Source organism: Arthrobacter oryzae (genome assembly GCF_037911235.1).
Taxonomy (GTDB): Bacteria; Actinomycetota; Actinomycetes; order Actinomycetales; family Micrococcaceae; genus Arthrobacter; species Arthrobacter oryzae_E.
Genome location: NZ_JBBLYW010000019.1, coordinates 20,225 through 42,434, shown reverse-complemented (window position 1 = coordinate 42,434; position 22,210 = coordinate 20,225). Strand labels below are relative to the sequence as shown.

The 22,210-nt window shown below is 63.7% G+C and carries 22 protein-coding genes; 16 read left to right on the top strand and 6 right to left on the bottom strand.

The window, feature by feature from the left end; all coding sequences use genetic code 11:
* The 4 genes from WMN78_RS06020 to WMN78_RS06005 form a co-directional block, all read left to right on the top strand.
* Positions 1 to 766: NAD(P)-dependent oxidoreductase (locus WMN78_RS06020; protein WP_340532645.1), on the top strand; the 766-nt coding region annotated here is incomplete at its 5' end.
* Positions 767 to 885: 119 nt separating this feature from the next.
* Positions 886 to 1,551: a glycosyltransferase family 2 protein gene (locus WMN78_RS06015; RefSeq protein ID WP_309975885.1), complete on the top strand. Its 666-nt coding sequence runs from the start codon at positions 886 to 888 to the stop codon at positions 1,549 to 1,551.
* A 30-nt stretch (positions 1,552 to 1,581) separates the two neighbouring features.
* Positions 1,582 to 1,929 (top strand): DUF2304 domain-containing protein, encoded by a 348-nt coding sequence (locus tag WMN78_RS06010; RefSeq protein ID WP_214953084.1) that lies wholly within the window; start codon positions 1,582 to 1,584, stop codon positions 1,927 to 1,929.
* Positions 1,929 to 3,176, top strand: coding sequence for an acyltransferase (locus tag WMN78_RS06005; protein ID WP_340532644.1), 1,248 nt, complete (start codon positions 1,929 to 1,931; stop codon positions 3,174 to 3,176). The genes WMN78_RS06010 and WMN78_RS06005 overlap by 1 nt, the downstream gene beginning before the upstream one ends.
* A 171-nt stretch (positions 3,177 to 3,347) precedes the next feature.
* Here WMN78_RS06005 and WMN78_RS06000 read toward each other — a convergent pair whose 3' ends face one another.
* The gene (locus tag WMN78_RS06000; RefSeq protein WP_340532643.1) at positions 3,348 to 4,457 is read right to left on the bottom strand and encodes an NAD-dependent epimerase/dehydratase family protein; all 1,110 of its coding nucleotides are present in this window, start codon (positions 4,455 to 4,457) and stop codon (positions 3,348 to 3,350) included.
* Positions 4,458 to 4,518: 61 nt separating this feature from the next.
* A complete protein-coding gene (locus WMN78_RS05995) occupies positions 4,519 to 5,406 on the bottom strand; it encodes a glycosyltransferase family 2 protein (protein WP_340532642.1) in 888 nt (295 codons plus the stop codon).
* Between the two features lie 158 nt (positions 5,407 to 5,564).
* Here WMN78_RS05995 and WMN78_RS05990 point away from each other — a divergent pair, with 158 nt between their 5' ends.
* Positions 5,565 to 6,851: a hypothetical protein gene (locus tag WMN78_RS05990; RefSeq protein ID WP_340532641.1), complete on the top strand. Its 1,287-nt coding sequence runs from the start codon at positions 5,565 to 5,567 to the stop codon at positions 6,849 to 6,851.
* 45 nt (positions 6,852 to 6,896) lie between these two features.
* Here the strand turns inward: WMN78_RS05990 and WMN78_RS05985 are convergent, their stop codons facing one another.
* The 4 genes from WMN78_RS05985 to WMN78_RS05970 all read right to left on the bottom strand — a co-directional run bounded on the left by WMN78_RS05985 (position 6,897) and on the right by WMN78_RS05970 (position 13,034).
* Complete coding sequence (locus WMN78_RS05985; RefSeq protein WP_340532640.1) at positions 6,897 to 9,617, bottom strand: GH25 family lysozyme; 2,721 nt, start codon at positions 9,615 to 9,617, stop codon at positions 6,897 to 6,899.
* A 188-nt stretch (positions 9,618 to 9,805) separates the two neighbouring features.
* Positions 9,806 to 10,789, bottom strand: a complete 984-nt coding sequence (locus tag WMN78_RS05980) for a GDP-mannose 4,6-dehydratase (RefSeq protein ID WP_340532639.1) — start codon at positions 10,787 to 10,789, stop codon at positions 9,806 to 9,808.
* Between the two features lie 23 nt (positions 10,790 to 10,812).
* Positions 10,813 to 11,796 (bottom strand): GDP-mannose 4,6-dehydratase, encoded by a 984-nt coding sequence (locus WMN78_RS05975; RefSeq protein WP_340532638.1) that lies wholly within the window; start codon positions 11,794 to 11,796, stop codon positions 10,813 to 10,815.
* 86 nt (positions 11,797 to 11,882) lie between these two features.
* Positions 11,883 to 13,034 (bottom strand): glycosyltransferase family 1 protein, encoded by a 1,152-nt coding sequence (locus WMN78_RS05970; protein WP_340532637.1) that lies wholly within the window; start codon positions 13,032 to 13,034, stop codon positions 11,883 to 11,885.
* A gap of 147 nt (positions 13,035 to 13,181) precedes the next feature.
* Here WMN78_RS05970 and galE point away from each other — a divergent pair, with 147 nt between their 5' ends.
* The 11 genes from galE to ftsX all read left to right on the top strand — a co-directional run bounded on the left by galE (position 13,182) and on the right by ftsX (position 22,196).
* Complete coding sequence (galE, locus tag WMN78_RS05965) at positions 13,182 to 14,201, top strand: UDP-glucose 4-epimerase GalE (protein WP_340532636.1); 1,020 nt, start codon at positions 13,182 to 13,184, stop codon at positions 14,199 to 14,201.
* A gap of 140 nt (positions 14,202 to 14,341) precedes the next feature.
* Positions 14,342 to 15,565 carry a CpaF family protein gene (locus tag WMN78_RS05960; RefSeq protein WP_340532634.1) on the top strand — a complete coding sequence of 408 codons (1,224 nt, stop codon included), beginning with the start codon at positions 14,342 to 14,344 and terminating at the stop codon, positions 15,563 to 15,565.
* A complete protein-coding gene (locus WMN78_RS05955; protein ID WP_340532633.1) occupies positions 15,565 to 16,419 on the top strand; it encodes a type II secretion system F family protein in 855 nt (284 codons plus the stop codon). The genes WMN78_RS05960 and WMN78_RS05955 overlap by 1 nt, the downstream gene beginning before the upstream one ends.
* A complete protein-coding gene (locus WMN78_RS05950) occupies positions 16,416 to 17,357 on the top strand; it encodes a type II secretion system F family protein (protein WP_340532632.1) in 942 nt (313 codons plus the stop codon). Before WMN78_RS05955 ends, WMN78_RS05950 begins: the two co-directional genes overlap by 4 nt.
* Before the next feature lie 61 nt (positions 17,358 to 17,418).
* A complete protein-coding gene (locus WMN78_RS05945; RefSeq protein WP_340532630.1) occupies positions 17,419 to 17,673 on the top strand; it encodes a hypothetical protein in 255 nt (84 codons plus the stop codon).
* 138 nt (positions 17,674 to 17,811) lie between these two features.
* Positions 17,812 to 18,123, top strand: coding sequence for a TadE family protein (locus tag WMN78_RS05940; protein ID WP_425341122.1), 312 nt, complete (start codon positions 17,812 to 17,814; stop codon positions 18,121 to 18,123).
* Positions 18,124 to 18,235: 112 nt separating this feature from the next.
* On the top strand, positions 18,236 to 18,673 hold the full coding sequence (locus tag WMN78_RS05935) for a hypothetical protein (protein ID WP_340532627.1): 438 nt from the start codon (positions 18,236 to 18,238) through the stop codon (positions 18,671 to 18,673).
* A gap of 44 nt (positions 18,674 to 18,717) precedes the next feature.
* On the top strand, positions 18,718 to 19,131 hold the full coding sequence (locus WMN78_RS05930) for a pilus assembly protein TadG-related protein (RefSeq protein WP_340532626.1): 414 nt from the start codon (positions 18,718 to 18,720) through the stop codon (positions 19,129 to 19,131).
* 54 nt (positions 19,132 to 19,185) lie between these two features.
* Complete coding sequence (gene prfB, locus WMN78_RS05925; RefSeq protein WP_340532625.1) at positions 19,186 to 20,301, top strand: peptide chain release factor 2; 1,116 nt, start codon at positions 19,186 to 19,188, stop codon at positions 20,299 to 20,301.
* A gap of 186 nt (positions 20,302 to 20,487) precedes the next feature.
* Positions 20,488 to 21,285 (top strand): cell division ATP-binding protein FtsE, encoded by a 798-nt coding sequence (ftsE, locus tag WMN78_RS05920; RefSeq protein WP_340532624.1) that lies wholly within the window; start codon positions 20,488 to 20,490, stop codon positions 21,283 to 21,285.
* Positions 21,282 to 22,196 carry a permease-like cell division protein FtsX gene (ftsX, locus tag WMN78_RS05915; protein ID WP_340532623.1) on the top strand — a complete coding sequence of 305 codons (915 nt, stop codon included), beginning with the start codon at positions 21,282 to 21,284 and terminating at the stop codon, positions 22,194 to 22,196. The genes ftsE and ftsX overlap by 4 nt, the downstream gene beginning before the upstream one ends.
* Positions 22,197 to 22,210 lie beyond the last annotated feature (14 nt).

The window sequence follows — 22,210 nt, the reverse complement described above, 5'->3', positions numbered from 1 at the left end:
TGTTGAGTTCGCCGGCCGCGCCGGATTCGACCTGGGCAGCGAGACCTCCTTCACGGAGCGCAACTGGAAGAACTACTCGACGATCGTTAACGCCGCGGCCTACACCGCCGTCGACACCGCGGAAACCGCGGAAGGCCGGGCAGCAGCCTGGGCCGTCAACGTCGCCGCCGTCTCACGGCTGGCCCGGACCGCCGTCGAGCATGACCTCACCCTGGTGCACGTCTCCTCGGACTACGTCTTCGACGGCGTCCGCACCAGCCACGACGAGACGGAACCGTTCACCCCGCTGGGCGTGTACGGCCAGACCAAAGCAGCCGGCGACGCCGTCGTCAGCGTGGTTCCCCGCCACTACATCGTGCGGACCAGCTGGGTCATCGGTGAAGGCAACAACTTTGTCCGCACCATGGCCTCCCTCGCCGGCCGCGGCATCGAACCGTCCGTGGTCAACGACCAGATCGGCCGGCTCAGCTTCACCGCAGACATCGCGGCTGGGATCCGGCACCTGCTGGAGTCCGGCGCTGCCTACGGCACCTACAACCTGAGCAACGACGGCGAACCGCAGTCATGGGCGGACATCGCCGCGGACGTCTACGAGCTCTCAGGAAAGCCGCGGACCGCCGTCACCGGCGTCAGCACTGAAGAATACTTCAAGGGCAAGCCTGCGGCACCCCGCCCTTTGAACAGCGTCCTGGACCTGGCCAAAATACAGTCAACGGGCTTTGAGCCTGCCAGGGCACAGAGCAGGCTGAAAGAGTACTTGAGCTAGCGGACGCGGCCGGCGCGGCCCTGACCGGGCCGGAATTGCCGTGTTCAGGGCGGTCGCGCCGGCGCCGGACCCCGGCGCCGGTGCCAAGCCTGAGGCGCGCCATATGCAACAATTGACTGGTGAGTCGCACCTGGATCGTCATCCCCATGTACAACGAGGCTACTGTCGTAGGTTCGGTCATCGAGGGCCTGCGGAAGCAGTTCCCCTACGTCGTTTGCGTTGATGACGGCAGCACGGATGGGTCGCAGGAGAAGGCGCGGGCGGCCGGCGCCGTCGTTGTCCAGCACCCCATCAACCTTGGCCAGGGCGCCGCGTTGCAGACGGGCATCGAATTTGCCTTGCAGGATCCGGAACTGGAATGCATCGTGACGTTCGACGCCGACGGCCAGCACCGGGTTGACGACGCGAAGGCCATGGCGGAGCGGGTTAAGTCGGGTGAAGCCGAAATCATCCTCGGCTCCCGCTTCCTGGACGACCGTACCAAGCTTTCACCCGCGAAGCGGCTCGTTCTCAAGACGGCTGCGATTCAGTCCAGGCTTGCCACGGGAATGAACCTGACCGATGCGCACAACGGGCTGCGCGCCTTCAACCCCCGTGTTGCCTCCAACATCCACCTCACCCAGAACCGGATGGCCCACGCTTCCGAGCTGGTGAACCAGCTGGCCAGGCTCAAGCCGAAATATGCGGAGCACCCCGTGGAGATCATCTACACGGACTATTCCAAGTCCAAGGGACAGTCCCTGCTGAACTCGGTCAACATCGTGGCCGAACTGTTCTTCAAATAGCCCTAGTTTTCAACAAGCCAAGGTGTCCGATTGCTAATCATTGTCCAAATTGTCCTCGTCGCTGCCGTCATGGTGGTTTCGCTCGCCCTGATGCGCGGCGGATCCAATGCCCGGCACTTGGCCGTACGCCGCATCCTGCTGATGATCTTCGCAGTCGTGGCGGCCCTCTCGGTGTTCTTTCCCGAGGCCCTTACGCGGGTTGCGGGTTTCCTTGGCATCGGACGAGGAACCGACCTGGTGCTTTACGGCGCAGTAGTTTCCCTGTTTGTCTTCATGGCCACGACCTACCAGCGCTTCCGCCACGCTGAGAACGCGCTTACCAAGCTCTCGCGCCGCATCGCCATTGATGAAGCTGAGAAACCAGGGCAGTTGAGCTAGTGGAGGAGACCTCCGCTACGTCGCAAAATACGCGAAAGCCTTCGGCCGCTGCCGGCACCCCTGCCCGGGCCGGGCAGCAGGTTTCCGGCCTGCGCTGGGGCAAGGCACTGGACCCGCGCAACAACAGCATGAACATGATCAGGCTGGGTCTGGCTGCCTTGGTGCTCTTTGCCCATAGCTTCTATCTGGCCGGCGCAGGGGAGGGGCCCCATTTTCGCGGTGAGAACCTGGGCGGCTGGGCCGTAGCCGGCTTCTTTGCCCTCAGTGGATACCTCATCACAGGCAGCCGCTTTACCAATGGCCTTGGGGAGTACCTCGTACACCGCGTCGCGAGGATCTATCCCGCATTCCTGGCGTGCCTCGCCGTCACAGTCCTGGTGTTCGCACCTCTCGGATTCCTCCACCAGAACGGCACTTTGACCGGTTACTGGACCACGGAAACAACGCCCCTGCGGTTCGTGTTTTCCAACCTGTTCCTGGAGATGAAGAACTACGATGTGTCCTTCACTCCCGCGACGGTGCCCTTTGCCGGCTCGTGGAACGGGTCTCTCTGGAGCCTCTACTACGAGTTCCTCTGCTACCTGATCATCGCGGCAATCGGAGGCCTGGCCTGGGTTCGCCGCTCGCCTGTGCCGCTCGCGCTGGCATTCGGGGCAAGCGTCGCCGTCTACGCGAACCTGCCATCCATCATGCCCCTGCTGCAGGACACCGACTTCTCCCTCCTGGCTAAATTGCTGCCGTTCTTCCTTGGCGGAGCCCTTGTCCAGTCAGTCTCGAAGTGGATAGGGCTCCACTGGGCTGCCGGCATCGGGTCCCTCGCCGCCGCTGCCCTCTGCGTTTTCGCTGTTCCGGTGTGGGGAGGACAGCTGGCCGGGCCGTTCATTGCCTACGGCTTGCTGTGGGTTTCGTCAGTGCTGCCCTCGCCGAAGCTGATCCGGATCCACGATGTCTCCTACGGGTTCTACATCTACGCTTGGCCTGTCCAGCAGCTCCTGGCGCTCTACGGTGTCCATGACCGGGGCATGGCAATTTACATCCTGGCCTCCGCAGGCGGCACCCTAATCCTTGCCACGCTCAGCTGGCTGCTGGTGGAGCGTCCCGTCATGCGGGCGGTCCGGCGGCGGCGCAAAGCAACGGAACCCTCTGCAGTTCCGGCAGCGGCGCCTGCCGAAGCGGCAAAGGAACTCGTGTCCGTGCCTGCTGAAACCCCGACGGAAGCCGGGATCACCACTGCGGGACGGCGCTAGCACGACGGCCGGACCGCGGCGCCAGACCGCGGGCACCTTATGGGCCGCGTGGAAAAGTCGCAGCAAAAGCAAGAAACTGAGGGCCTTCGGTGTGGGGTTGAGTGTAATCACCCAAACCCCACCGAAGGCCCTCGTTTTTGTTCGCCCGGAGAGTCGTTAGCGGCAGTTAGCCTAGAGCTTTGCCTCTGCCGGCAAACGCCCGTCGATCCATTCGGCAAGGCGCGCAATGCCGGCTTCCAGGTCGTAGCGGGGTTCCCACGGCAGCGCGGCCTTGGCCGGCTCCACGTCGGCCCACGCATGCCGGACGTCACCCTGGCGGAACTGGCCCGTGACGTGCGGCTCCGGGGCTCCGTAGTGGCGGCTGATGATTTCGGCGGCCGTCCGGATGGTCTGGAATTCTCCGGAGCCGATGTCGAGGGCACCGTCGTGTGCCTCCTCCGCCACAGCGGCTGCGACCACAGCGGCGGCGACGTCGTCGATCAGCACGAAGTCGCGGCGTACCTCGCCGTCCTCGTAAAGCGGGATGGACTTCCCGGCTTTGGCCATCCGGCAGAAGAGGGACATGATGCCGGTGTAGGGGTTGATGAGGGACTGACCGGGACCGTAGACGTTCTGCAGGCGCAGCACGGCGGCTTCGACGCCGTAAGACTTGGCCCAGGACTCAAGGATGTTCTCCTGGGCCAGCTTTGTGGAGCCGTACACACTGACGGGTGCCGGCGCCACGACGGCAGCGGACATGGCCACAGGCTGCGCGGCGGGGAAGTCCCACTGTGAGCGTGACAGGATCTCATTCGAACGCTGGCCGGGATAGAAGAGGGTGCCGTCCGCGTCCGACTTCCACGCACCTTCCCCGTACACGGCCCGGCTGCTGGTCAGGACGATGCGGCGCGGCAGCTTGCCGCTCCGGTTCAGGCCGTCCAGCATCTGCGTGGTGCCCACGACGTTGGCCATGGCATGGCGCGTGGATTCCTCCAGCGACTGGCCGGTGCCGGTCTCGGCGGCAAGGTGAATCACGACGTCGGGCGCGACGTCCGGGAGAACGTCGTCCCATGTCTGCGCCTCAGTGATATCACGAACGACGAGCTCGACCGCGGGATCGAGTTCCTCCGGCCGTGACTGGCTGGCATGGATCTGCGGGTGCAGGCTGTCCACGGCTACCACTCGGTCGAACGCCGCAACCAGGGCGGGGGAAATGGCGCATCCGATGAACCCGGCGCCTCCCGTCACGAGGACAGTGCCTCGTTTGGCAGGGGACGTTGTTGAAGACGTGGAGGGGGTCACTAGTGAGGCCTTTCTGGGGCGGACATCTGCAAGGTCCAGTTTCTCATAGGACTGGCGCGGGTCAGTGACCGAAAGCGTGCCTGAAGGTGGCCTTGACCGCTTTCGGATTGCGGGAGAGCAGGGCGCCCGGCATGAGGGTGACAGCGTGCAGGCGCGAGGTCCAGCGGACGCGGGCCGCTACTGCGGCCTTCTTCCAGCCCTTGGCCCGGCAAAGGTCCTCGGCAATTTGCGCGTACTCCCGGTCGCCGGCAAAACGCGTTCCGTCGGTCAGCGTCGCAGCCGAAGCACTTGCGGAGTGGCGGCGGTAGGAGAACGCCAGCGTCGGGACGTGAACCAGCGATCCGCCCTGCAGGACTATGTCCATCACCAGCGCCAGGTCCTGGACGATCGGGAGGCCGTCGCGGAAGCTGACCTTGCGGATTGCGTCGGTCCGGAAGGCGAGGGAAGGCCAGTACAACCAGTTGCCGCCCAAGAGGCTGACGGCGAGGGATTCCCCGGCCAGGACGGTAGTGGCATTGGTTCTGGGTCCGACGAACTTCCGCTTGACGGAGTCGGCAAGGGACCGGACAACCTGCCCTGTTTCATCGATGACCTGAACTCCGGGCTGGATCACCGAAACGTCCGGGAAATCGCGGTGGGCCTGCAGGACGACGTCAACATAGTTGGGCAGCAGTACATCATCGCAGCCCAGGATCACCATGATTTCCTGGGTGGCCTGGGAAACGCACGTCCGGTAGTTCTCGGTGATGCCCTTGTTGGATTCGTTCCGCTGGTAGGAGACCCGTTCATCATCGATGGTCGCGAAGTATTCCTTGACGGAAGGATCGGGGTAGCAGTCGTCGATGACAGTGAGTACCCAGTCCCCGTTGGTCTGTGCAAAGACGCTCGCGACGGTTTCCTTCAGCAGCGCAGGATCGCCCCAGTACGGTACAAAAATATCGAGCGGCATTTTCCAACTTCCACGGGTTGTCGTAGCTCGTCTGAGCTCGTTCACGGGTGCCGGGGCGGCGGCTTCAATTGAGTGCCTGTCCGGGTCCGACACTAATATGTTGCCATGACCTCCCACGTTATCCGGCAATTGACCCCTGCAGCCCCGGCCTTTAACGGATGACGCACACCGAAGGCAGGGCACCGCAGAAGTCGACTATTGCTGCACGCCAGGCGGCTTCCGTCGGATTGGCATCAATTGCCTCTGCGGCTGCCGGGTACCTGGTCATCTGGTTTGTGCCACGGGTCCTGAGCAAGGCGGACAACGCCGAGTTCCTGGCCTTCTGGTCCGCACTGTTTCTGCTGTTCGGTATTCTGGGCGGCCTGCAAACGGAGATCATCCGGTACGTCACCGCCTTGGGCACCGACCGCCCCGCCATGCCCCTCGACGGTGCGGGGCGGCGCCGGACCGTTCCTCTGTTCGCGGTGGTCTTCGGCATTGCCGCCGGGGTAGCAATCGTCCTGGCGGTGACATCCTTGCTGTGGGGCCGCGCGGTGCTCGGGCCCCACTGGGCGGTGCTGGTTCTAGTCTTAGCTGGTGCCTGCGTGGCTTTCTCGGTCCATGCCGCACTGGCGGGCGTCCTCAGCGGCCGGCACCTCTGGGGTAATTTCTCGGCGCTGGTCGCTTCCGAGTCCATATTCCGTCTGGTCCTTGTTCTTGCAGTCGGTCTGCTGGCGGGATCCACGGCCGGGCTGGCCGCCGCGGCGGCGGCCGGGGCCCTCGCCTGGGCGCTGATGGCGGTCTTCAGCCCCAAGCTCCGGTCAGCGTTCAGCATGCCGTTGGCCGTCCCCGTCAGGGACTTTGCGCGGAAAGTGGGCCACGCCAGCATCTCGACTGCTGCCAGCGCATCCCTCGTTGTCGGCTTTCCGATCCTTTACAGGATCACGACTCCCGCCGACATCTACCTCGCATCGGCTCCTCTGCTTCTTGCCATCCTCCTGACCAGGGCGCCGCTGATGGTTCCGCTCGGAACATTCCAGAGCGTCGCCATCGCCCATTTCGTGCGTCACCGGGACCGCGGGCTAGGTGCACTGCGGCCGATCGCCCTGGCCATCGCGGGCGTCGCAGCCGTGGGCGCCGTGGCGGCGTACTTCCTGGGACCCTGGCTCATGGTCCTGCTGTTCGGCCCGGACTACCATGTCGCGCCATGGGTCCTCGCGGGACTGACTGCCGCTGCCTCCGTGCTGGCCTTACTTACACTCACCGGCGGCATGTGTGTGGCACTCAACCGCCACCGGGTGTCTTCGGTCGGCTGGGTCAGCGCAGGCGCCCTGACCCTGCTGGTCCTGCTGCTTCCCCTGGATGCGGACCTCCGCGCCGTCGTATCCCTGCTGATAGGACCGCTGCTCGGCGTGTCCATCCACACCGTGGCGCTCTCACGCCGCACTGCCCTGCCGTCGGCGTAGGGCCCCGCAGGGCCCTTTGCCGACGGACGGGGTGGAACCGGTAACTCAGTAGCGGGTAATGGCGTAGCCCGTAGTTGCACTCCACTTGATGGAGCCGCCCTTGAAGTACTGCACGCAAACATCAGAGGTGCAGGTTTCGGTGCTGGTGGGGAACCCGAAGAAGCCCTGCTGGGCTCCGTTGGCCCGCCAGACGCCGCCGATGCCGCTGTTGTAAACGGCGCCCATGCCCACGCCCGATGCCCAAAGGATCTCGCCGCCCGCGAACGACTGGGTACAGGAGCTTGTCAGGCAGGTTTCCGTCGTCGTCGGGAAACCGAGCCGGCCCGATTCGGACCCGAGCGAGCGCCACAGCGATCCGATGCCTCCGGAGTACACCGCGGCAGTACCGGTAGCGGAGGACCAGAGAATGTCGCCGCCGGCGAAACTCTGGCGGCAGGAGCTGACCAGGCAGGTCTCATTGCTGACGGGGTAGCCCAGCCGCGCGTTCTCGGCTCCGAGGGTCCGCCAGAGGCCGCCGATGCTTCCGTTGTATACGGCCCACTGTCCGGTGGCGGGCGTCCAGTAGATGGTTCCGCCGCGGAAGGACTGTTTGCAGGTGCTGCCGGCGCACGTTTCATCCGTGGAAGGGTAGCTCAGGCGGGCGTTCTCGCTTCCCATGGCTGCCCACAAGGAACCGATGCCCGTACCGCGGAGTACTCCGAATGCAGGGGCAGGAGCGGCGGGGTCTTTGAGGATCCGGCCAGCCTCGAAGTCCTGGAAGCACTCTTTTCCGTCACAGAAGTTGGTGTCGGTGATCGGACTGCCGAAGCGCCCCTTCTCGGCTTGGAGCGCGGTCCACTTTTTGGCGATTTCACCGTCGACGATGGTTCGCGTCCCGGACGCCGGGGCCCAGAAGATCTGGCCGTTGACGAAAAGCTGGCGGCAGACCGAACCCTCGCAGCTTTCGGCTGACCGGGGCGCCCCGACCATGCCGGAGAGTCCGCCGTCGGCCTGCCACTTGCTACCAATGGACGTGCGCCAGACCGGGACCGCGCCGGTGGCACCGGTCCAGACCATCGTTCCGCCCTGGAAGCTCTGGACACAGGAGGTGTCGGTGCAGGTTTTGTTGTTGGTGGGGTAGCCGAGCCGGCTGGCTTCGCCGCCCAGTGCCTCCCAGGCCGTCGCGATGTCCCCGGATGTGATCGCCCAGGAACCTGTGGCGGCTGTCCACAGGATCTTTCCGCCCTGGAAGGTCTGGCTGCAGGCGGAGGCGGAACAGGTCTCAGAAGCTGTGGGGTAGCCGAGGGTCCCGGAGGTGCCACCCATGATGCGCCAGCGCGCGCCGATTCCGCCGTTGAAGACTGCTGCGGCGTTCGTTGACGTGGACCAGTACACCTCGCCGCCAACAAAGGCTTGGGAACAGGCGGTGGCCGAGCAGGTTTCATCCGTTCTCGGGTACCCGAGGCGGCCGTCCACGCCGCCCCAGCCACGCCACGTGCCGCCGATGGAGCTGAAATAGACGGCCTTTGCTCCGGTATTCGGATGCCAGATGATCTGGCCGCCGGCATACTGCCGGTAGCACCCGCCGGCTGGCAGCCCGCAGTACAGCGGCAGCGTCTGCGCGCCCAGCCGGCTGGAAGCGCCGCCCATCGAGTTGTACTTGGTCAGGACAGGATCGAAGCCGGTTGCGAGTGCCTGGAGTTCGGCGTAACTGCCGCTGAAGACGTTCGAATCGCCGGCGAAGGGGCCCTGGCTGCTGTACTGCCAGATATCGTATTTGGTCCAGCCGGCCGGCAACACGCCCGGTGAGACGGTGCGGTACGACGCGATGTGGAGCGGCTGGTTTTTGAACGCCGGGGTGTTCCCCGTGCATTGGGTCCACCAGTCGGTGGTGGTGTAGATCGCGGGGTAGCGGCCCGTCCGGGTGTACAGGGTGTTGGAGAAGTCTGCAATCCAGGAAACCATCTGGCTCTGCGACATGTTGTAGCAGGTGTTGCCGAGTTCCGGGTACGGGTTGTATTCGATATCCAGAAGGGGAGGAAGGGTGGTTCCGTCGCCGCTCCAGGCTCCGCCGTTGGATGCAAAGTAATTTGCCTGCGCGGCGCCGGACGAAACATTCGGGATCGCGAAGTGGTAAGCGCCCCGGATCATTCCGACGCTGCGGGCGCCGTTGTACTGACTGGAAAAGTAGGGGTTGAGATAGCTGAGGGCCTCTGACGCCTTAGCGTAGGCGAACAGCGCACCCATGTTGCGCTGTTCCTGCCAGTTCACGTTTCCCTGATGGCTGCTGACGTCGAGTCCTTGGATGCCGGGCGGCATATAGGTGGCCTCGGTCGAGGTCCCGCCTGATTCGGTGGTTGCCCGGATCCCGAGCTTCTGCTCAAGCCCCTGGCCCATGTGCGCGCCATGGGCCCCCTGGGCGGCTTTGAGCTTGGCCAGCATCTCCGCGTCAATGGTCGATCCCGGCGGAACGGAATCGGCGGCGGCCGGATCCGGGGCCGGCGCTGTCTCTTGGGTCGATGTCGGAGCCGGAGCGGGCGCAGTCGGGCTTTCTGTTGCCGCGCTCGTCGTCGGGGCCGCCGGGGAGTCAGGGGCCGGTGTGGCGTCAGCCGTCTGAACCGGAGTGGACACCGGTGCTGGCAGGGCTTGCTCGTCGGCGGCTGCAGGCAGCGCCGGCGCGAAAGAACTGCATACCAGGGCTGAGGTCAGAACGGCCGCCGCCAGAATCCGTCCGCCGAAGGAGGTGGACGCGACTGTTCGTGCGCTGCTGATTTTGCTAAGACTCATGTTCTGCTCCGGCCGGCAACGCGCAGATCCCCCACACATCGCAAAATTAGAAACCTTTTGGTTTGTCATTTCGGACGGTGGCGACAGCTCAGCCGTTCCAGATCATCTTCATGACCCGGCTAATGTAGCACCAATGTTACGGGTGTAACCAGAGTGCTTACTGTTACCAGTGTGAACGAAGGCTCGGCCTATTCGTCGGCGAGGAGTGCCTGGTCATGGCGCACCATGGCAGTCACCAGGGCATCGAAATCCACCGATGGCCGCCAGCCCAGCTTGGACGAAATCTTGGTGATGTCGCCCCTCATTTCGGCTGCGTCGGTGGGACGAGCCAGTGATTCGTCAACGTCCACCACTGCGCGCCAGTCGTCTATGCCGGCAGCCTTGAAGGCCGCCTCCACGAAGTCCTGGACGGAGTGCGAGACGCCGGTGGCGACCACAAAGTCGTCCGGCTCAGCTGCGCGGATGATCATGTCCATGGCGTCCACGAAGTCAGGAGCCCAGCCCCAGTCCCTAATGGCGTTCAGGTTTCCCAGCGAAAGTTTGTCGAGCTTGCCTGCCGCGATGGCAGCTGCCCCCGACGTGATCTTGCGGGTCACGAATTTTGCCGGTCGCCGGACCGATTCGTGGTTGTAGAGAATCGCGGAGGAAGCAAACATCCCGCGGCCCCGGTAGACGCTGACGGCGTGATGCGCCAGCGCTTTCGCGGCGCCATACGGGGAAATGGGTCGTATCGGAGTGGCCTCGCTCTGCGGCGCCGACTCCGCCTCGCCGAACAGCTCGGCACTGGAAGCCTGAAGGAAACGGATCTCCTTGCCCGTCGCCTGCTGCAACTGCCAGGTGGTTTCCAGCATGGCGACGACAGAGGCGCCCGAGACCAGCGCTGTGTCGTAGGGGTGCTGCCACGACTGGTACACCGAACTGATGCCGCCGAGATTGAAGACCAGGTCTGGTTTGATCGATTTCAGAATCGAGCCCACCTCGTCAGGGCGGGAAAGATCTCCGACGTGGTACTCCACCCCTTCGACGGAGGTTTCCCCCTCGCCATGCGCTCCCGGCAGCAGCGCATGGCGGACGAGGCCATGGACTTCCCAGCCGCGGGAGAGCAGGGATTCGGCCAGGTAGGACCCGTCCTGGCCCGTTACCCCGGTAAGGAAAGCGGTGCCGACGGGCACAGGTCCCGCCTCGCTGAGCGGGTTCACCGCATCAGGGCAGACTGCTCGGCAATATCGTTCTCAACCATCATCGTGACGAGCTCGTTGAAGGAGACCTTGGGCTTCCAGCCGAGCTTATCCTGGGCTTTGGACGCGTCACCGATCAGCAGATCGACTTCGGCGGGACGCATGAACTTGGGGTCCTGTCGGACATACTGCTTCCAGTTGTCCAGCCCCGCAGCGTCAAAGGCAGCCTGGAGCAGCTCTTCAATGGAGTGTGTTTCGCCGGTAGAGATGACGTAGTCGTCGGCTTCGGGCTGCTGCAGCATCAGCCACATGGCTTCCACGTAGTCCCCTGCGAAGCCCCAGTCGCGCTTGGCGTCCAGGTTGCCAAGGACGATTTCGTCCTGGAGCCCGAGCTTGATCCGTGCGACCGCCATGGAAACCTTGCGGGTGACAAATTCAGGCCCGCGGCGCGGTGACTCGTGGTTGAAGAGAATTCCGCTTGATGCGTGCATCCCGTAGGACTCGCGGTAATTGATCGTCATGTAGTGGCCGAAGACCTTGGCCACGCCGTAGGGGGACCGGGGCCAGAGGAGGGTTTCCTCGGTCTGGGGGACCTGCTGAACCTTGCCGAACATCTCGGACGAGGACGCCTGGTAGAAGCGCACCCTGGAGATGTCGTCCCCGGCATAGAGGCGGGTCGCCTCAAGCATGTTCAGGACGCCCTTGCCAGTGACGTCTGTGGTCAGTGAGGCGTTCTCCCAGGAGTAAGCAACAAAGGAAATTGCCCCAAGGTTGTAGACCTCGTCCGGCTGGGCAACGCCGAGCACCCGGACCAGTGAAGAGACATCCGTGAGGTCGCCGGTGAGCAACTTGACGCCCGGAACGGTCTGACGGACCAGGTCGTGCTTGGGGTTGTTCTGTCCTCGGATGAGGCCGAACACCTCATAGCCTTTCGAAAGAAGGAGCTCTGCGAGATACAGGCCGTCCTGGCCAGTGATTCCGGTGATTAGCGCACGGGGCATGGGAAGAGGTCCTTACAGATTGTTTGCGGGGCTACAGCAACTATATATGGGAGGGAGCCTTGGCTCAGCGGCGGACGTAGCGCCGCTCAAACGGTACGCGCAGCTGTGGAGCGCTGATTAAGCGCGTAGCGGTACGCCTGTACGTGCACCTCTGCACAGTGTTCCCACGTGAACTTGCGCACCTGCTCCAAGCCGAGCCGCTGTAGTTCGTCGGTCCTCGCGATGGCGTTCCGGATTGCCTCGGCGATCGCCGCAGGGTCCTGCGGATCGAACAACTCGGCGGCATCTCCCACGATTTCAGGAAGCGAACCAGCGGTTGAGCTTGCCACGGGGCAGCCCGAAGCCATTGCCTCCAGCGGCGGAAGCCCGAATCCCTCGTAAAGGCTGGGAAAGACCATGCACGCGGCTCGGCGATACAGTTCCCTCAGCTCGGCGAGCGGGACCAGGCCACGGACTTCGACGTTGGCGGGAATGTCGGTGAGGTCGTCCAGGGCCCCGCCTGTGAGGATCAGGCGAAGCCCGGGATGAGTAACCTCAAGCAACCGCATGGCCTCGAAAAGTTTGGCGTGGTTCTTGTGCTTCCACCCTCGGGCCGGATACATGATGAAGCTGTCGCGCGGTCCCAAATTCGGTGTGAACTCTTCGGCATTGACACCCAGATGGGCCGTGAAAATCTTGTCCGGGGAGATGCCGAGGTGGCTGACAATGCTCTCTTTGGCAAAGTCGCTGATGGTCACGATCGCGTCCGCGTCGCGTGCGGCTTTCTCATAGAAGACCTTGCGGTAAAGCTTGTCTGCGGTGCCGAACAGTTCAGGGAGGTCGAGATGCTGAACGTCCAGCAGCGTCTGAACAAACGGCGTGCCCTTCGGCGGCTTCGGCAGCGGCACCGTGAACGGGACGTGGAAAACGTCCATCGGGCGCATCCTGCGCAGAATTGAACTTCTCATGACGAGGCCCTTGGCCAGGGTGGCCAATCGGGCAACGGTTGAGCCGCCGCCGGCCAGCCCAGGAATCACAACCTCCTCCGCCCCTTCACTGAAGCCGCGCCCTGATTCATTGACGTAACAGGTGGGATTGACTGCCGGGGAAGCTCCAAGCTGGCGGACCAATTCGCGTGCGTAGGTTTCGCTGCCGCCCATTCCGCCCGGGACAAGGGTGAGCATGGAAACACCCACGTTCAACGGGTTTGAGGGGCCGGTCTGGTGGGCAGGCGGAGTGCCGTGCTCGGGGGTCGTCATGCTCAACATCCTAACGTTCGAGCCGAAGCACAGGACTTCTGCCGTGCGGACCCCGCGGCCGGATGTGTCTGTTCCTGGCGGCGTCGCATCACGTTCTGCAGCGTCCCTGCTGTGACCTACGTCCAACGCCGCCCTAGACTAGAGGCCATGAAAGTATTGGTCACCGGCGGCGCCGGATATATCGGATCGCACACGACGCTTTGTTTGCTGGAAGCAGGACACGAGGTAGTCGTCCTCGACAATCTGATGAACTCCAACCCCGAGTCGCTCCGCCGGGTGGAGAAGCTCAGCGGAAAGAAAGTGGACTTCCGCAAGGTCGATCTGCTTGATGCCGCCTCGGTGGACCGCCTCTTCGAGGAGGGCACCTTCGATGCCGTGATCCACTTCGCCGGCCTCAAGGCAGTCGGGGAATCGGTCGCGAAACCGCTCTGGTACTACCAGAACAACGTGGTGGGCACCCTCAATCTTTTGCACAGCATGGAGCGCGCCGGTGTCCGCCGGCTCGTCTTCAGCTCCTCCGCCACCGTTTACGGGGCGTCCGAGGAAGTACCCCTGATAGAGAAGGCACCGCTGGACGCCACCAATCCCTACGGCAGGACCAAGGAACAGATCGAGGACATTCTCTCGGACCTCGGTGCGGCGGACCCAAGCTGGAGCATAGCCCTGCTCCGCTACTTCAATCCCGTTGGTGCCCACGAATCCGGTCTGATCGGTGAGGACCCCGTCGGCGTGCCCAACAATCTGCTGCCCTTCGTGGCCCAGGTTGCGGTGGGCCGACGTGAAAAGGTCATGGTTTTCGGCGATGACTATCCGACGGCTGATGGCACCGGTGTCCGTGACTACATCCACGTGATGGACCTTGCGGCCGGTCATCTTGCCGCACTGGGCTACCTGCGGGACAAGGCCGGCGTCTACCGCTGGAACCTCGGGACGGGCCGCGGGTCATCCGTCCTTGAAGTCATCGAGGCCTTTAGCAAGGCGGCCGGAGCGCCCGTACCGTACGAGATCGCTCCCCGGCGGCCCGGCGACGCCGCCGTCAGCTATTCCGATCCTTCCGCGGCACTCGCGGATCTGGGCTGGTCAGCACGGCGGGACCTGGCAACAATGTGCGAAGACCACTGGCGCTGGCAAAGCAGGAACCCGTCAGGCTACGAAGAATCAGTGTGACGTAGCGCCCCGTTCCCAGGCCCCTGTTTAGGGGTTATCCACAGTTTTATCCGTGTGACTTGGCCGACATGTGTATGCTCCCTTAGCTTTAACGCAGTTGTACTGCCTCAGCCGGGGGCGGCAGTCGTATTGGGGAACTCATGGATGCTGTTCGAATCGTGGAGGACGAGGTCCGCGAGCTGATCAGGCGCCGCGGCCTGGATCCGCTGAGGCAGGCCGGCGAGGTCAGGCGCCTGGTCGAGGCGGCAGTCAGCGACTACGACGAGCGCGCATTGATGGGCCCGCTGCCGCCGATCGGCCCGCTGGAGTCCGCCCGCCGCCACGTTTACGACGCCGTAGCCGGATTCGGGGCGCTGCAGCCCCTTTTGGATGACCCCGGTATCGAGGAAATCTGGCTTAACGCGCCTAACGAAATTTACGTGGCACGGAACGGGGAGTCTGAGCTCACCTCCCTCAGCCTCTCGGACCAGCAGGTTCGGGACCTCGTGGAACGCATGCTGAAAAGCTCTGGCCGCCGCCTCGATATGTCCTCCCCGTTTGTAGATGCGGCCCTCCCTGACGGATCCCGGCTCCACGTAGTCATTCCTGACGTCACGCGGCGCCACTGGGCGGTGAACATCCGGAAGTTTGTGGTCAAGGCAAGCCGGCTGGAGCACTTGGTGGAGCTCGGGACGCTTACTCCACAGGCTGCCCGGTTCCTCGGCGCCGCGGTGGCCAGCGGTCTCAATATCCTGGTCTCGGGTGCCACGCAGGCGGGCAAGACCACCATGCTGAACTGCCTAGCCGCGAGTATTGGCGCACGGGAGCGCGTCATCACTGTGGAAGAAATCTTCGAACTGCAGTTTCCTTTGCGTGACGTTGTGGGACTGCAGTGCCGTCAGCCGAACCTGGAGGGCGAAGGGGAGATCCCGCTACGAAGGCTTGTCAAGGAAGCCCTGAGGATGCGGCCGGACCGCCTCGTGGTGGGCGAGGTCCGTGAGGCGGAAAGCCTGGACATGCTGATCGCTCTTAACTCCGGCCTCCCCGGCATGTGTACCGTTCATGCGAACTCGGCGCACGACGCCGTCACCAAGCTGTGCACCCTTCCGCTTCTGGCGGGTGACAATATCTCGAGTGCGTTCGTGGTGCCGACTGTCGCTTCATGCATCGATCTGGTGGTCCATTGCAGCCGGCAGGCCAGCGGCCGCCGCCAGGTGACGGAAATCCTCTCCCTCGGCAGGCGCGTTGAGAATGGCATCATCGAATCCTCCATGGTTTTCGCGCTGGCCGACGGCCAGCTGCAACCCAAGGCCAACTCGATGCCCGCCGTTGAGAAGTTTGCCGCTGCGGGATTCGACGTTGCTGCCCTGCTGGAGGTCCGCTGATGGCACCCTTGCTGGGGGTTGTTCTGGGGGCTGGTTTGTTCCTTATCTGGTGGTCGGCCTGGGAGCAGCCCCGGTCCGTTGCACGGCGTCCGCGGTCCAGTCGGCTCAGGGACCTCCTGCGTGCGGCCGGGATTGAAAACGTATCGGGAACCGGCCTTGTATCCACCTGCCTTGGTGTTGCGGCATTCGTCAGCATCGTTTTCTTCGCTGTGACCAGGTCCTGGCCAATCTCCGCCTGCTTTGGCCTGTTTGGAGGCTGGCTGCCGATAGCCGTCGTCAGGTGGCGGGCACGCAAGCGCACCGCGACGCTGCGTCAGTTGTGGCCCGACGTTGTTGACCACCTTCGTTCCGCGATCAGGGCCGGGCTGTCACTTCCAGAAGCGCTGATCCAACTGGGTGAAAAAGGCCCTGAGGAGCTGCGGCACGTTTTTCGCGATTTTGGTGCCGATTACCGCGCCGGCGGTCAGTTCGATCCGGCCCTCAACAGGCTCAAGGAGCGTCTCGCCGATCCTGTCGCGGACCGGATTGTCGAAGCCCTCAGGCTCACCCGCGAGGTGGGCGGCTCCGATTTGGGCCGGTTGCTGGGAACACTGGGCGAATTCCTGCGGGAAAGCGCTCGGACCAGAAGCGAGCTTGAAGCGCGGCAGTCGTGGACGGTGAATGCGGCCAGGCTTGCAGTGGCTGCGCCGTGGATTGTCATGGTACTGCTGGCCACGCGGCCCGAAGCGGTCGCCGCCTACAACACCGCGATGGGTGCGGCTGTGCTTCTGGGCGGGCTGGTGGTTTCGGCCATATGCTACTCCGTCATGCTGCGGATCGGGGCCCTACCCGAGGACGAACGGGTGCTCAGGTGACGTCGACTGGCGCCAGCGCAGTGATCTGCGGACTCCTCCTCGGCGCCGGACTCTGGCTACTGGTTGTACGGCTGCCCTTCATGCGGCCCATGAGCTTTACGGAACGCATTGAGCCGCAGCTGAAGTCGCAGAACCTCGAGTCCAAGCTGCTGTCAGCGTCCACCGAGAACCTCACGCCGTTCGGGCCGCTGGAGCGCATCCTGCGTCCATTCCTGAAGGACGGGCTGGCATTCCTCATGCGTTTCAACACAGGGTCGACGGCGCTGAGCCGAAGGCTGGCCCAAGCCGGGATCCGGAAGTCCGTCGTCGACTTCAGGGCCGAGCAGTTGCTGTGGGCCGTTTTGGGATTCGTCATCACCACCGGGCTGGTACTGATCGGAGCCGCAAGGGGACAGTTCAATCCGTTCCTCGCCGTCGTCGCAATTCTGGGGAGTGCCCTTGGCGGATTCCTCTTCAGGGACTACTGGCTGGGTGCCCAGATCAAGAAGCGGGAAAAACGCATGATGGCCGAGTTCCCGAGCCTCGCCGAGCTGATGGCGCTCGCCGTCAGTGCGGGCGAAAGTGCCACCGGGGCACTCGACCGGGTCTGCCGCAGTTCGCGAGGCGAACTGGCAGGGGAGTTCGAGCTTGTGCTGGGTGAAACCCGGGCCGGAAAGCCACTGATTGAAGCGTTGCAGCGATTCTCCTCACGGACCGACCTGGGTCCCCTGGTGCGATTTGTTGACGGCATCATCGTGGCAGTGGAGCGGGGGACACCGCTTGCGGACGTCCTTAGGGCCCAGGCGCAGGATGTCCGCGACACCGCCAAGCGCGAGTTGATGGAATCGGCCGGAAGGAAAGAGATCGCCATGATGGTGCCGTTGGTGTTCGGCGTGCTGCCGTTGACTGTCATCTTTGCGGTGTTTCCCGGCCTCGCGGCCATCAGCCTTGGACTATGACTGAACCCAGACCGCCCGGACTGCCGGGACAATCCAGCCCTAAACACAGAATGGAAGCTCGATGACACACCTCGGAATCCGTGCCCTGGCCTTGATCCACACCATCACCCTGCTGCTCCGGACATCATCGGCAGCGCTCGTCGCTAAAGATTGCGGCAGGCAGCCCGGCAGCGCCGACCATCCCGAAAGAGGGGACGTCCCGGGTTGGGTGATGATCACGCTGATGTCAGCCGTGCTCGTGGCCGCCCTGCTGGCGCTTGCCGGACCAGCCCTGGAAGGGCTGTTCAACCAAGCCATGGACAAGGTCGGAAACTAGCACATGCCCGCAGGGCTCCGGGCGGCGGAAGACACGGCTTGCCGGCCAACCGGGAAGCCGGCCGGGAGCGATGATCCGTTCCGGCGGGAGCGCGGCTCCGCTGTTGTGGATTTCGTCCTCGTTGGAGGGCTTCTCACGATGTTTTTCCTCGCGATCATCCAACTGGCGCTTGTCCTGCACGTCCGCAACACGCTGATCGACGCCGCGGCGTCGGGAGCCAGGTACGGCACACTCGCCGATCGGAACGCGGCCGATGCGAGGGACCGCACGGGCGAGCTGATCGGAATGGCGCTCAACGGGGACTTCGCGAAAGACGTGACCACTTCGGAAGTGAATTATCAAGGTGTCCGTTCCCTCGAGGTGACGGTCAGGGCGCCGTTGCCGGTAATTGGCCTGATCGGTCCACGGGAGGCCTTGGAGGTGAAAGGCCATGCTGCCATCCAGCCGTAGGATTCGAGCCAGATTGTCGCGCCGGTTCCTTGAGGCCGCATGCATCATGGCCGGTCCGGAACATGAACGTTGCTCCGCCCGAAGCAGCGGACACCAAGCGGGACCGGGTCCCATGGCCGGTGACGGGCAAGCGCTCCCGGGGGAGCGGGGGAGCGCCGTCGTCGAGTTCACGTTCCTCGCACTGCTCCTGATGGTTCCCCTCGTATACTTCATCATCACCGTGGGACAGATCCAAGGCGGCGCCTTCGCCGTCGTCGGAGCGGCCGACCAGGCCGCCAAGGTATACGTCGCCCAGCCTGATGCAGAAAGCGGCCGCGCTGCGGCCGAACAGGCAGTCATGCTCGCCCTCGCGGACTACGGGCATCCGGCGGACAACGCACGTATGGACGCAAGCTGCCAGCCCTCGGACTGCCTGGCCCCGGGGTCGGCTGTCACCATCACCGTCCACCTCTCGGTCCCGCTGCCCTTTGTGCCCTTCAGCGATTCGTTCCGGCTCAACGTAAGCCAACTGGATGCCTCGGCCACACAGATTGTGGGGCGATTCCGATAACGGCTCAACATCCCACCGCTGATCACAGCCGGGAAGAGGGCCAGATGATGGTCCTGATCATCGGCTACGTACTCCTGGCGCTCCTGGTCACCACCGCAGTCATGGCGGCGTCCTCGCTTTACCTTGAACATAAGAAGCTGCTGTCCGCGGCCGACGGTGCCTCCGTGGCAGCGGCGGACAGCTACACGCTGGGTCAGGTCGAGACTGCTGGCGGAAGCCCGTCCGCGGTCCTCAATGGCGGCCGGGTCCGCAGCGTTGCCGCGGACTACTTGAGCCGGAACGGTGCCTTTGACCGGTTCGACGGCCTCGCGGTCGCACCGGAGACCGGGAGTCCCGACGGTTCCACGGCCGTCGTCGTACTGAGCGCGGAAGTGCATCCACCCATCGTCAACTTCCTTATCCCGGACGGAATCAGGATTGAGGCGGCGTCCACGGCGCGTTCCAGGCTTGTCCGGTAGCGGTCCGGAACCGGTGCGGGGCGGCTAGGAAGGATAGCGTAGGCTTTAACAACCATGGCTCAAATTGATTTTTCCGCAGAAATCCGCGCTCTGCGCGCCACCTACACCTCCATCGAAAACGTCTCGAATGTTGAAGAGCTGAAGGAAGACATCGCCGAACTGAGCGAACGCGCCGGCGAGCCGAACCTCTGGGACGATCCTGCGGCCGCGCAAAAGATCACTTCCAGGCTCTCGCACCGCCAGAGCGAGCTGGAACGGCTCAACACCCTGGTTTCCCGGATCGACGACCTTGAAGTCCTGGTTGAGCTGGGCCAGGACGAGGACGACGCCGATTCCATGGGCGAGGCTGCCGCGGAGCTTGAGTCCATCCGCAAGTCGCTGAAGGACCTTGAAGTGGTGACGCTGCTGTCCGGTGAGTTCGACGAGCGGGAAGCTGTTGTCACCATCCGTGCAGGCGCAGGCGGAGTGGACGCGGCGGACTTCGCGGAGATGCTGCTCCGGATGTACCTTCGCTGGGCGGAACGCCACGGCTACCCGACCACCATTATGGACACGTCCTACGCCGAGGAAGCCGGCCTCAAATCCGCCACCTTCGAAGTCAACGCACCCTATGCCTACGGCACGCTGAGCGTCGAAGCCGGCACACACCGCCTGGTCCGGATCAGCCCCTTCGATAACCAGGGCCGCCGCCAGACGTCCTTCGCAGCCGTGGAAGTCATTCCGCTGATCGAGCAGACGGACTCCATCGACATCCCGGACAACGAAATCCGCGTGGACGTCTTCCGGTCCTCGGGCCCCGGCGGACAGTCCGTTAACACCACCGACTCGGCGGTGCGCCTGACACACATCCCCACCGGGACAGTGGTGTCGATGCAGAACGAAAAATCGCAGCTCCAGAACCGCGCGGCGGCCCTGCGGGTCCTCCAGTCCAGGCTTCTGCTTCTCAAGAAGGAGCAGGAAGACGCGGAAAAGAAGGCTTTCGCCGGGGATGTCAAGGCGTCGTGGGGCGACCAGATGCGCTCCTACGTCCTCAATCCGTACCAAATGGTCAAAGACCTCCGGACCGAACACGAAGTCGGCAATACGTCGGCGGTGTTCGACGGCGAAATCGACGATTTCATCGATGCCGGCATCCGCTGGCGCACCGACAACCGCAACGCCGCCGACTAGGCGCGCAGGCGCCCAGGGCGTCCATTCGGTGGCTGAATCCCGCGACACGCCCCGGAACTCCAGCTTTTCTGCAGGTGGCCGTGCGTATAGTCGAGGGGCCGGAGCTCTACTTCCCCCAAAAGAAAGCCCGTGCACCGGCTGCAGTACTGGGCTCCATCAGCCATGTCCTGCAGGGTACTTAGGGCAATGATCCGTTTCGAGAATGTCACCAAGGTCTATGACCAGAAAGCCCGGCCTGCGCTGGACTCTGTCAACCTTGAAATCGACCGTGGTGAGTTTGCGTTCCTCGTGGGCGCTTCCGGTTCCGGCAAATCCACCTTCCTCAGGCTGGTCCTCAAGGAGGACCGGGCCACCTCCGGCGCCGTCTACGTCGCCGGCCAGAACGTTGCGAACATATCAAGCTGGCGTGTTCCCCGGCTGCGCCGCGGCATCGGCGTCGTCTTCCAGGATTTCCGCCTCCTCCCGCAGAAGAACGTCTTTGCCAACGTTGCCTTCGCCATGCAGGTGATCGGCAAAAGCCGCAGCATCATCCGGGACACCGTTCCCGAAGTACTTAAGACGGTGGGCCTTGAAGGCAAGGAACACCGCATGCCGCACGAACTCTCCGGCGGTGAACAGCAGCGTGTGGCGATCGCCCGCGCCGTGGTCAACCGTCCGGGAATCCTGCTGGCGGACGAGCCCACCGGAAACCTTGATCCCACAACGTCGATGGGCATCATGGGCGTGCTGGACAAGATTAACCAGAACGGCACCACGGTGGTCATGGCAACGCACGACGACGACATCGTCAACGAGATGCGCAAACGCGTGGTGGAACTAAGGAACGGCATCGTCATCCGCGACGAGGCCCGGGCCCTGTACACCTCCATGATTCCGGTGGTGGGGCAGTCCCGGCGTCTTAAGGACGCCAGCGGACGCCCGGAGGGCGCCGAGCCCGGCCTCGGAGACGGCTCCGCTTCCTCGCGGACGGGGGAGGCACTGTGAGGCTCGCCTTCATCCTGAGCGAGATCGGCAGCGGTCTCAGGCGCAACCTGTCCATGGTGGTGTCGGTCATCCTGGTGACCTTCGTGTCGCTGACATTCGTCGGTGCCGCCGGCATGCTGCAGCTCCAGATCAACCAGATGAAGGGCTACTGGTACGACAAAGTCCAGGTGGCCATCTTCCTTTGCGGTGACGGCTCGACGGCGGCCGGCTGCGCCACCGGGACGGCGACGCCGGAGCAGCAGGAGAACCTGCGCACGCTGCTGGAATCTCCCGCCGTGGCCCAGTACATCAACGACTTCCAGTTTGAGTCCAAAGAAGAGGCTTACAAGCATTTCAAGGAGCAGTTCTCCAACTCGCCCATTGTCGACTCGGTGACGCCGGACCAGTTGCCGGCATCCTTCCGGATCAACATGAAGGACCCGGAGAAATACCAGATCATTAGCGAGACGTTCTCGTCGCAGCCCGGCGTCGAGACCGTGATCGACCAGCGGCAGGTCCTGGAACGGCTCTTCTCCGTCATGAACGCGGCCTCACTGGTTGCAGTGATCATTGCCGGTGTCATGATTGTCTGCGCCATCCTGCTCATTGCCACCACCATCCGGCTGTCAGCCTTCAGCAGGCGCCGGGAGACCGGAATCATGCGGCTGGTCGGTGCCTCCAAGACAGTCATCCAGTTGCCGTTCATCCTCGAAGGTGTCATCGCCGCCGTGATCGGAGCGGCGCTGGCTTCGGGCACGCTCTGGGCCGTGGCGCATTTCTTCCTCGGCGAGTACATGTCCAAGCAGTATCCGGACACAGCGTTCATCTCTCCGGCGCAGACCCTGATCCTCGCTCCGGCGCTCCTGGGACTGGGGGCGACTTTGGCTGGAATTTCGTCTCTCTTGACCTTACGTAGATATTTGCGGGTCTAGGCTGTGCATACCAA

Coding starts and splice junctions, on each gene's coding strand:
- WMN78_RS05995 (WP_340532642.1), bottom strand. CDS start 5,406: ATGCCGCTCGATATTTTTGTACCGTACTGGGGCGATCCTGCGCTGCTG.
- WMN78_RS05990 (WP_340532641.1), top strand. CDS start 5,565: ATGACGCACACCGAAGGCAGGGCACCGCAGAAGTCGACTATTGCTGCA.
- WMN78_RS05985 (WP_340532640.1), bottom strand. CDS start 9,617: ATGAGTCTTAGCAAAATCAGCAGCGCACGAACAGTCGCGTCCACCTCC.
- WMN78_RS05975 (WP_340532638.1), bottom strand. CDS start 11,796: ATGCCCCGTGCGCTAATCACCGGAATCACTGGCCAGGACGGCCTGTAT.
- WMN78_RS05970 (WP_340532637.1), bottom strand. CDS start 13,034: ATGACGACCCCCGAGCACGGCACTCCGCCTGCCCACCAGACCGGCCCC.
- galE (WP_340532636.1), top strand. CDS start 13,182: ATGAAAGTATTGGTCACCGGCGGCGCCGGATATATCGGATCGCACACG.
- WMN78_RS05960 (WP_340532634.1), top strand. CDS start 14,342: ATGGATGCTGTTCGAATCGTGGAGGACGAGGTCCGCGAGCTGATCAGG.
- WMN78_RS05955 (WP_340532633.1), top strand. CDS start 15,565: ATGGCACCCTTGCTGGGGGTTGTTCTGGGGGCTGGTTTGTTCCTTATC.
- WMN78_RS05945 (WP_340532630.1), top strand. CDS start 17,419: ATGACACACCTCGGAATCCGTGCCCTGGCCTTGATCCACACCATCACC.
- WMN78_RS05940 (WP_425341122.1), top strand. CDS start 17,812: ATGTTTTTCCTCGCGATCATCCAACTGGCGCTTGTCCTGCACGTCCGC.
- WMN78_RS05935 (WP_340532627.1), top strand. CDS start 18,236: ATGGCCGGTGACGGGCAAGCGCTCCCGGGGGAGCGGGGGAGCGCCGTC.
- WMN78_RS05930 (WP_340532626.1), top strand. CDS start 18,718: ATGATGGTCCTGATCATCGGCTACGTACTCCTGGCGCTCCTGGTCACC.
- prfB (WP_340532625.1), top strand. CDS start 19,186: ATGGCTCAAATTGATTTTTCCGCAGAAATCCGCGCTCTGCGCGCCACC.
- ftsE (WP_340532624.1), top strand. CDS start 20,488: ATGATCCGTTTCGAGAATGTCACCAAGGTCTATGACCAGAAAGCCCGG.